This is a genomic window from Pseudomonas sp., from assembly GCF_049645325.1.
In the GTDB taxonomy this organism is placed as follows: domain Bacteria; phylum Pseudomonadota; class Gammaproteobacteria; order Pseudomonadales; family Pseudomonadaceae; genus Aquipseudomonas.
The window spans coordinates 1-7,373 of sequence record NZ_JBARTQ010000145.1 but is presented as its reverse complement, the minus strand read 5'-3'; the positions used below and the strand labels follow the sequence as shown (position 1 = coordinate 7,373).

The 7,373-nt window shown below is 62.3% G+C and carries 5 protein-coding genes and 1 pseudogene; all 6 read right to left on the bottom strand.

Annotated elements, in window-relative coordinates; translation table 11 throughout:
- Window positions 1-1,470: pseudogene (locus WBB95_RS06365) on the bottom strand (autotransporter outer membrane beta-barrel domain-containing protein); the annotation flags it as partial.
- A 154-nt stretch (window positions 1,471-1,624) separates the two neighbouring features.
- On the bottom strand, window positions 1,625-2,563 hold the full coding sequence (locus tag WBB95_RS06360; RefSeq protein WP_424486792.1) for a carbohydrate kinase family protein: 939 nt from the start codon (window positions 2,561-2,563) through the stop codon (window positions 1,625-1,627).
- A gap of 12 nt (window positions 2,564-2,575) precedes the next feature.
- The gene (gene xylB / locus WBB95_RS06355; RefSeq protein ID WP_424486791.1) at window positions 2,576-4,057 is read right to left on the bottom strand and encodes a xylulokinase; all 1,482 of its coding nucleotides are present in this window, start codon (window positions 4,055-4,057) and stop codon (window positions 2,576-2,578) included.
- A 155-nt stretch (window positions 4,058-4,212) separates the two neighbouring features.
- Window positions 4,213-5,694, bottom strand: a complete 1,482-nt coding sequence (locus tag WBB95_RS06350) for a mannitol dehydrogenase family protein (RefSeq protein ID WP_424486790.1) — start codon at window positions 5,692-5,694, stop codon at window positions 4,213-4,215.
- An 18-nt stretch (window positions 5,695-5,712) separates the two neighbouring features.
- Window positions 5,713-6,816: an ABC transporter ATP-binding protein gene (locus WBB95_RS06345; RefSeq protein WP_424486789.1), complete on the bottom strand. Its 1,104-nt coding sequence runs from the start codon at window positions 6,814-6,816 to the stop codon at window positions 5,713-5,715.
- Between the two features lie 37 nt (window positions 6,817-6,853).
- On the bottom strand, window positions 6,854-7,373 hold a 520-nt coding region (locus WBB95_RS06340; protein ID WP_424486788.1), incomplete at its 5' end, for a carbohydrate ABC transporter permease.

Genomic DNA, 7,373 nt, shown 5'->3' with positions numbered 1-7,373 from the left:
CGGCAGCGGCGGCACGGGCACCACCACGGGCGGTGTCGGCGTTACCGGTGGCACGGCGGGCGGCTGCACCGCCACCACGGATGAGCGCAAATACCAGTTGTTTTCAGTGCCGGCCGTGACACCGCCTTTGAACAGCAGGTACTCGTACGCCCCCGCAGAGACTGAACCCTTGAGCGCAAACGCGTCGTTACTGCTCACGGCGCCGTTCAACGCTTGAACCACCTCAATGCCGTTGTTGGCGGTGAAACCCCCGGCGCCACCGAGGTTGGTCACCGCCAGTTGGGTGTGGCCACTGAGCGTGCCGTCAGACACCACCAGCTTGTCGGTGGCCGAGGTGTCGTCACCGAGCACGGTCTGCAGCCAGAGTTGGCCGTTATTGCCCACATAGTTGCCATGCAGCGTGAAGGTGTCGGTGGCGCTGTTGCTGCCGGTGGTCATGTCGATCGTGCCGGCGTTGTTCAGCGTCGCCAGTTGGCCTGCAGTGTAGGGCCGCAGGCTGCCCTGGGTCACGGCGAGTGAACTGCTGCCATCGATATTCAGTGTGCCGGTGCCGCTGGCACTGTCACCGAGGAAAAAATCCCCGGCCAGGTCAAAGCGAGCGTTGTTATTGAGGTTGACCGTCTCCCAGCCGATGTAGCGCGCGGCGGTGCTCGACGTGGTGTTGTCGAAGGTCAGTTGATCGTTGCCCAGGCCGCCATCGATGGACGGCGTGGTGGCCAACAGGCTCTCGCTGAGACCGCGCAGCAGTACCGTGTCGTTACCGTCGCCCATCAACACCGCTGACTTGATCTGGCCGCCGTTGAGCCAGTTGAACGTGTCATTGCCGACGCTGGCGCGGATCTCGCCGTTGATCGTGCCGCCACTCACCGTGATGCTGTCGTCGCCACCGCTGACGCTGATGTTGCCGCCAATCGTGCCGCCGGAAACGATGATGGTGTCGGTACCAAAACCGGTCACCAGATTGCCGAGAATCGCCCCGCCGGACATGTCGTAGATATTGTTGTCGAGCTTCATGTCGACTCGACCGATGGTGCCACCGGTTTGCCGTGCGACATCGCCGTCCTCGAATGCGCCGACAATGGTCCCGCCGGTCATCAGGAAGGTGTCGCGGCCATCGCCCTGGGCCAGCGACTGGATCTGCCCGCCGCTCATTTTGAAGTCATCAATGCCATTGCCCTGTTGCACGGCGCCGGTGATGCGGCCTGAATCGATCTGCACGGCATCCACGCCCGCGCCGAAGGTCACGTTGCCATTGATGGTGCCGGTGCCGCCGGCGGGCAGGGTCAGGCGGTTATTGCCCAGCAGGTCGGTGAGGCCCGGGCTGCTGCCGCTGTCGCAGACGAAGGTGTCGTCGCCCGGTCCCGGTGTGAGTGCGCAGGCTGCTTGCGCTGTAGGTGGTTGCAGGTAGTGCAGTGTGAGGATGCTGGCAGCTAATACGGCTTGATAGCCAACTGACCGTTCTTTCAACATAGCGGTGCCCTGATCTTGATGTCAAAAATTGTACATTCAGTTCGGTTTAGTACAATTTTTGAAAAAGGGCGGAAATTTCTGACGGACGTGCACAGCCTGTAGGCCGCGCATTGCGTGGCCTGCAGTGATGGCAATATGGTTTTTGAGCGGGTGTTCAGTCCAGCTGCTGGCGGTATGGCAGGTCCGGCCCGGTCTTGCCGCAGGTCAGCGCGGCGGCGCGGATGGCGAAGCCGAGCATGGCGTCGATCTGCGCGCGCGTCAGCTGTTGCAGACCCGCCACCGAGTCCAACTGGTGCTCCGTCAACCAGGCAATCAGCGCGGCCTGGAAGGTGTCGCCGGCGCCGACGGTGTCGGCCATCACGACCTTGACCGCTGGTTGCGACCAGGTGCCGTGCTGGCGGCTGAACACCGTCGCGCCATCGCCGCCACGGGTGAGGAACACCAGCTGGCAGCGGTGTTGCAGCCAGCCTTGCAGCACGCTTTGCGGGGACTGGTTGGGGTACAGCAGGTGCAAGTCTTCGTCGCTGACTTTGATCAGGTCGGCGTGCCTGACCAACTCGGCCACGCGGTCACGCCACAGTTGGATATCCGGCTGTGGGTTCAGCCGTACGTTGGGGTCGAGGCTGATCAGGCGCTTGCCGCTTTCGCGCTTGACCAGGGTCAGCAGGGTGTCGCCAACCGGTTGTACCACCAGCGAAAACGAGCCGATATGCAGCCCGCGCACGTCATCGCCCAGCGTCGGCAGGTGCGCGACTTCCAGCTGGCGGTCGGCGCAGCCTTCGCCACGGAAACTGTATTGCGGCGAACCATTGGCCCCCACCGCGACCATCGCCAGGGTGGTCGGCGCGTCGGACTCCACCAAAAATTGCTGATTCACGCCTTCGTCCTTGAGCATCTGCAACAAGCGGCGCCCGAGGAAATCGGTGGACACGCCGCCGAACAATCCGGCCTCAATGCCCAGGCGGCGCAAGCCCACGGCCACGTTGAACGGCGAACCGCCGGCAATCGCCTTGTAATTGACCCTGGAAGCCTGCCCGCTGGCCTCTTCTTCGCTGAAAAAATCAAACAGCGCTTCACCACACACCAGATACATAGTCGTTCGCTCTTAAAGGCTTGCCACGAGCTGCTGATAGCGCTCGTAGGCGTGTTGATAGGCGTTGACATTGTCGGGCACCGGCAGCGTGCGGCTGCCGGGGTCGACACTCACGCATTTGTCGCACAGGTTCGCCAGGGGCTCGCCGGACTGGCTCCACGCCGCCTGGATCGCCGCGCCCAGGGCCGCCGCTTCGCTTTGTTCGGTGCAGACCACTTCGGTGTTCATGATATCGGCGACCATCTGCCGCCACACGGGGCTTTTCGAGCCGCCGCCGATCAAGCGGATGCTCTGGCTTTGCAGGCCGGTCTGGCGCAGCAGGTCGAGGCCGTAACGCAAGCCGAACGTGGTGCCTTCGACCACCGCGCGGCAGAGGTTGGCGCGGGTCAGGTTGGTCATGGTCAGACCATGCAGGCTGCCGGTGGCGTGGGGCAGGGCGGGCACGCGTTCGCCATTGAGGAAGGGCAGCATGCTCACGCCGTCGGCGCCAATCGGGGCGTCGGCGACCAGGGCGTTGAACGCCGCCAGGTCGAGGTCGAACAGCTCGCGAATAACCCCGGTGGCGTTGGTCAGGTTCATGGTGCAGATCAACGGCAGCCAGCCGCCGCTGGATGAACAGAAAGTCGCCACCGACGCCTGCGGGCTGACGTTGGCCTGATCGGCAAAGGCGTACACGGTACCGGATGAACCCAGGCTCATGGTGATCACGCCGGGCGCGATGTTGCCGGTGCCGATCGCGCCCATCATGTTGTCGCCGCCGCCGCTGGAAACGCGGGCGTTAGGGTTGATGCCCAGGCGTTCGGCAATGGCCGGCAGGATCGTGCCCACGCTTTGATCCGACTCGATCAACACTGGCAGTGCGGCCTCCAGGCGACCGCTGGGGTCGATGTGCTTGAGCAGTTCCACGTCCCACTGACGGCTGCGCACATTGAAATAACCGGTGCCTGAGGCATCGCCGTATTCCGCGACCGCACGGCCGGTAAGCCAATAGTTGAGGTAGTCGTGGGGCAGCAGGATGTGCGCGATGCGTGCGAAAATGTCGGGGTGTTGCTCACGGGTCCACAACAACTTGGACACGGTGTAGCCAGGCGCGATGGCCACGCCGAGGCGCTCCAGCGAACCGCTTTCGCCGCCAAGATGCTGCAAAAGGCGATCGTTTTCCGGTGCGGTTTCGGTGTCGCACCACAGTTTGGCCGGGCGCAGTACCTGGCCGCTGTCATCAAGCAGCACCAGGCCGTGCTGCTGGCCGGAGACGCCGATGCCAAGGATGTCCTGGCCATCCACGCCGGCCTGTTGCAAGGCCCGATGGGTAGCTTCGGTGAAGGCGTCCAGCCATTCCTGCGTGTGCTGCTCGCGACGGCCGTTGGCCCCGCTGATCAGCGTGTGCGCGGCGGCGCCCAGGCCCAGAACCTTGCCGCTGGAGGCATCGAGGACGATGGCCTTGGTGCCTTGGGTGCCGCAGTCGATGCCGAGAAACAGGTTTTGCTGGGTCATGATGATTTGCTCAGCAGTAGTGTTTTTGGAGTGTTAACCCGATCTGAATGTGGGAGCTGGCTTGCCTGCGATGGCGGTTTATCAGCCACATCATGGCTGTCTGAACCACCGCTATCGCAGGCAAGCCAGCTCCCACATTTTTTGATCCGGTTCCGTCAGTTGATATTGGCGAGCAGCCGCTCCAGCGTTTTACTCACACCCACATCCTGCAGGCTCTCGAAACACCGCTCGAACGCTGCCACAAACGCAGGTGAATTGGGAATAGCCGTGCCAAAAATCTCTTCCACCCCCAACAGGCGCTTGCTGATCAATGCATCGTCCGTCACCAGCCCCTGGCAGAACTCGGCGCGGGGATCCGGAATGCGATAAATCTCGCCATTTTCATCCACACCCTTCAAATACAAGGCCCATGCCGCCACCACCAAGGCTGCGCGCTCAGTCTCGCGGCCGTCGGCAATCAAGCGGTTGATGGTCGGTACGGTGAACTTGGGAAACTTTGACGAGCCATCCGAACACACGCGCTCCAGCTGGTCGGCAATCGCCTGGTTGGAAAACCGGTCCACCAGCGTCTGCTTATAGTCGGTGAGGTCGATACCCGGCACGGGCGCCAGGTTCGGCGTGACGTCGAGGTCCATGTAGGCGCGCATGTAGGCGACAAATACCGGGTCATTCATGGTCTCGTGAACAAACCGATAACCCTTCAAGAAGCCCAAATACGTCAGCGCCAGGTGGCTGCCATTGAGCAGGCCAATTTTCATCTCTTCGTAGGGCGTCACGTCATCGGTGAACTGCACACCAACCTTTTCCCAGGCCGGGCGACCGTTGACGAACTTGTCTTCCAGCACCCACTGCACAAAGGGTTCGCAGACCACCGGCCAGGCATCGTCGATGCCGTGCTCGTCGTGCAGTTGCAGGCGATGCGCCGTGCTGGTCATCGGTGTGATGCGGTCGACCATGGCATTCGGGAAGCTCACATTGGCCTTGATCCAGTCATGCAGCTCGGCATTGTGCAGGGCAGCGAAGGCCAGCAGCGCCTTGCGGGTGACGGCGCCGTTGTGCGGCAGGTTATCGCAGGACATCACGGTGAACGCTGGCGTACCGGCGGCGCGGCGTTGGGTCAGGGCCGCGCAGATGAACCCGAACACGGTTTTCGGTGCGCTCGGGTGCGCCAGGTCATGCTGGATCTGCGGCAGGTGGGCCATGAACTCGCCGTTGCTGTCGTCGATGCAGTAGCCGCCTTCGGTGATGGTCAGCGAGACGATACGAATCTCGGGGCTGGCCAGTTTGTCGATCAGCGCCTGCGCGCTGTCTTCGGCCAGCAGCATGTCACTGATCGAGCCGATTACGCGCACTTCGGTGTCGTCGGTGTCGCCCAATTCAAACAGGGTGAACAGGTAGTCCTGGCCGGCCAGGTCGTCGCGGGCCTTGCGGTCCTCGGCGCGCAGGCCGACACCGCAGATGCTCCAATCCAGGCCCTCGCCAATGTTCATCAGCGCATCGGTGTAATACGCCTGGTGCGCGCGGTGGAAACCGCCGACGCCGATGTGCGCGATGCCTTGGCGCGTGTCGGCAATGGCGTAGGTCGGCAGCTGCACTTCGGGAGCCAGCTGGGTGAGGTTCTGTTTATTCAGTTTCATCAGGAAATACTCGCGAAATCAGGCGGCAGCGCGCAGTGGGCGGGCCACGGCCACGCCGTCAGCGTCGAACAGATGGCATTGGGTCGGATCCAGGTACAACTGCAGGGTTTCGCCATATTGGCTGGCCATGTCGCCACGGATGCGCAGCGTCAAAGGCTCTTTGCTGGCGGTGATGACGTGGCAGAAGGTGTCGCTGCCCAAGCGCTCGCCGACGTCAGCGGTGACGGTCAGGGTGGCTTGCCCAGGGGTGGCGATTTCCAGGTGTTCCGGACGAATGCCCAAGGTCACTGGGCTGCCGACGCTCAGGGTGGCGCTGCTCAACGGCAGCGTGATACGGCCGCCGGCATCCAGTTCGAGTTCGCAACCCTGTGCCTCAACACGGGTGACCTTGCCCTTGAGGAAACCCATTTTTGGCGTGCCGAGAAAGCCCGCCACAAACAGATTGGCCGGCTGGTGGTACAGCTCCAGCGGCGAACCCACCTGCTCGACACGGCCGCTGTTGAGCACCACCACCTTGTCGGCCAGGGTCATGGCTTCGACCTGGTCGTGGGTGACGTAGATCATGGTCGCTTGCAGTTCCTTGTGCAGGCGCGACAGCTCCAGGCGCATTTGCACACGCAGGGCGGCGTCGAGGTTGGACAGCGGTTCGTCGAACAGGAAGATCTTCGGGTTACGCACAATCGCACGGCCGATGGCCACACGCTGGCGCTGGCCGCCCGACAGTTGCTTGGGCTTGCGCTCCAGCAACGGGCCCAACTCCAGGATGCGCGCGGCTTCGCTGACCTTGCTTTCGACAATCTTCTTGTCGACACCGGCCAGGTCCAGCGCAAACGACATGTTTTTGCGCACACTCATGTGCGGGTAGAGCGCGTACGTCTGGAACACCATGGCCAGGTCGCGCTTGGCCGGGGTGACTTCGGTGATGTCGCGGCCATCCAGCTCGATGGTGCCTTCGGTGACTTCTTCCAGGCCCGCAATCAGGCGCAGCAGGGTGGATTTGCCGCAGCCCGACGGGCCGACGAAGACCACGAATTCCTTGTCATTCACTTCCAGGTCGATGCCTTTGATGATCGAGAAGCCTTCGAAGCCTTTTTGCAGATTCTTGATTTTCAGGTTGGCCATGATGGGCCTCCACATTCAAATTTTTATAATGAAGCCGTTATTTCACGGCGCCGAAGGACAAACCACGCACCAGCTGTTTCTGGCTGATCCAGCCAAAAATCAGGATCGGCGCACAGGCCAGGGTCGAGACGGCAGACAATTTGGCCCAGAACAAGCCTTCGGGGCTGGAGTAGGAGGCAATCAACGCGGTCAGCGGCGCGGCGTTCGACGAGGTCAGGTTCAACGACCAGAACGCCTCGTTCCAGCACAGGATCAGCGACAGCAACACGGTGGAGGCCAGGCCGCCCTTGGCGATCGGCAGCAGTACGCGGACCATTTCCTGCCACAGGGTGGCGCCATCCAGGCGGGCGGCTTCGAGGATGTCCTTGGGAATGTCCTTGAAGTAGGTGTAAACCATCCAGACCACAATCGGCAGGTTGATCAGCGTGTAGATGATGATCAGCGCGATGCGCGTATCCAGCAGCCCCATGCCTTTGGCCAGCAGGTAGATCGGCATCAGCACGCCCACTGGCGGCAGCATCTTGGTGGACAGCATCCACAACAAGGTGCCTTTGGTG

Excerpts from the sequence above, each read along its gene's own strand:
- WBB95_RS06350 (WP_424486790.1), bottom strand. The coding sequence starts at position 5,694 with ATGAAACTGAATAAACAGAACCTCACCCAGCTGGCTCCCGAAGTGCAG.
- WBB95_RS06345 (WP_424486789.1), bottom strand. The coding sequence starts at position 6,816 with ATGGCCAACCTGAAAATCAAGAATCTGCAAAAAGGCTTCGAAGGCTTC.
- WBB95_RS06360 (WP_424486792.1), bottom strand. The coding sequence starts at position 2,563 with ATGTATCTGGTGTGTGGTGAAGCGCTGTTTGATTTTTTCAGCGAAGAA.
- xylB (WP_424486791.1), bottom strand. The coding sequence starts at position 4,057 with ATGACCCAGCAAAACCTGTTTCTCGGCATCGACTGCGGCACCCAAGGC.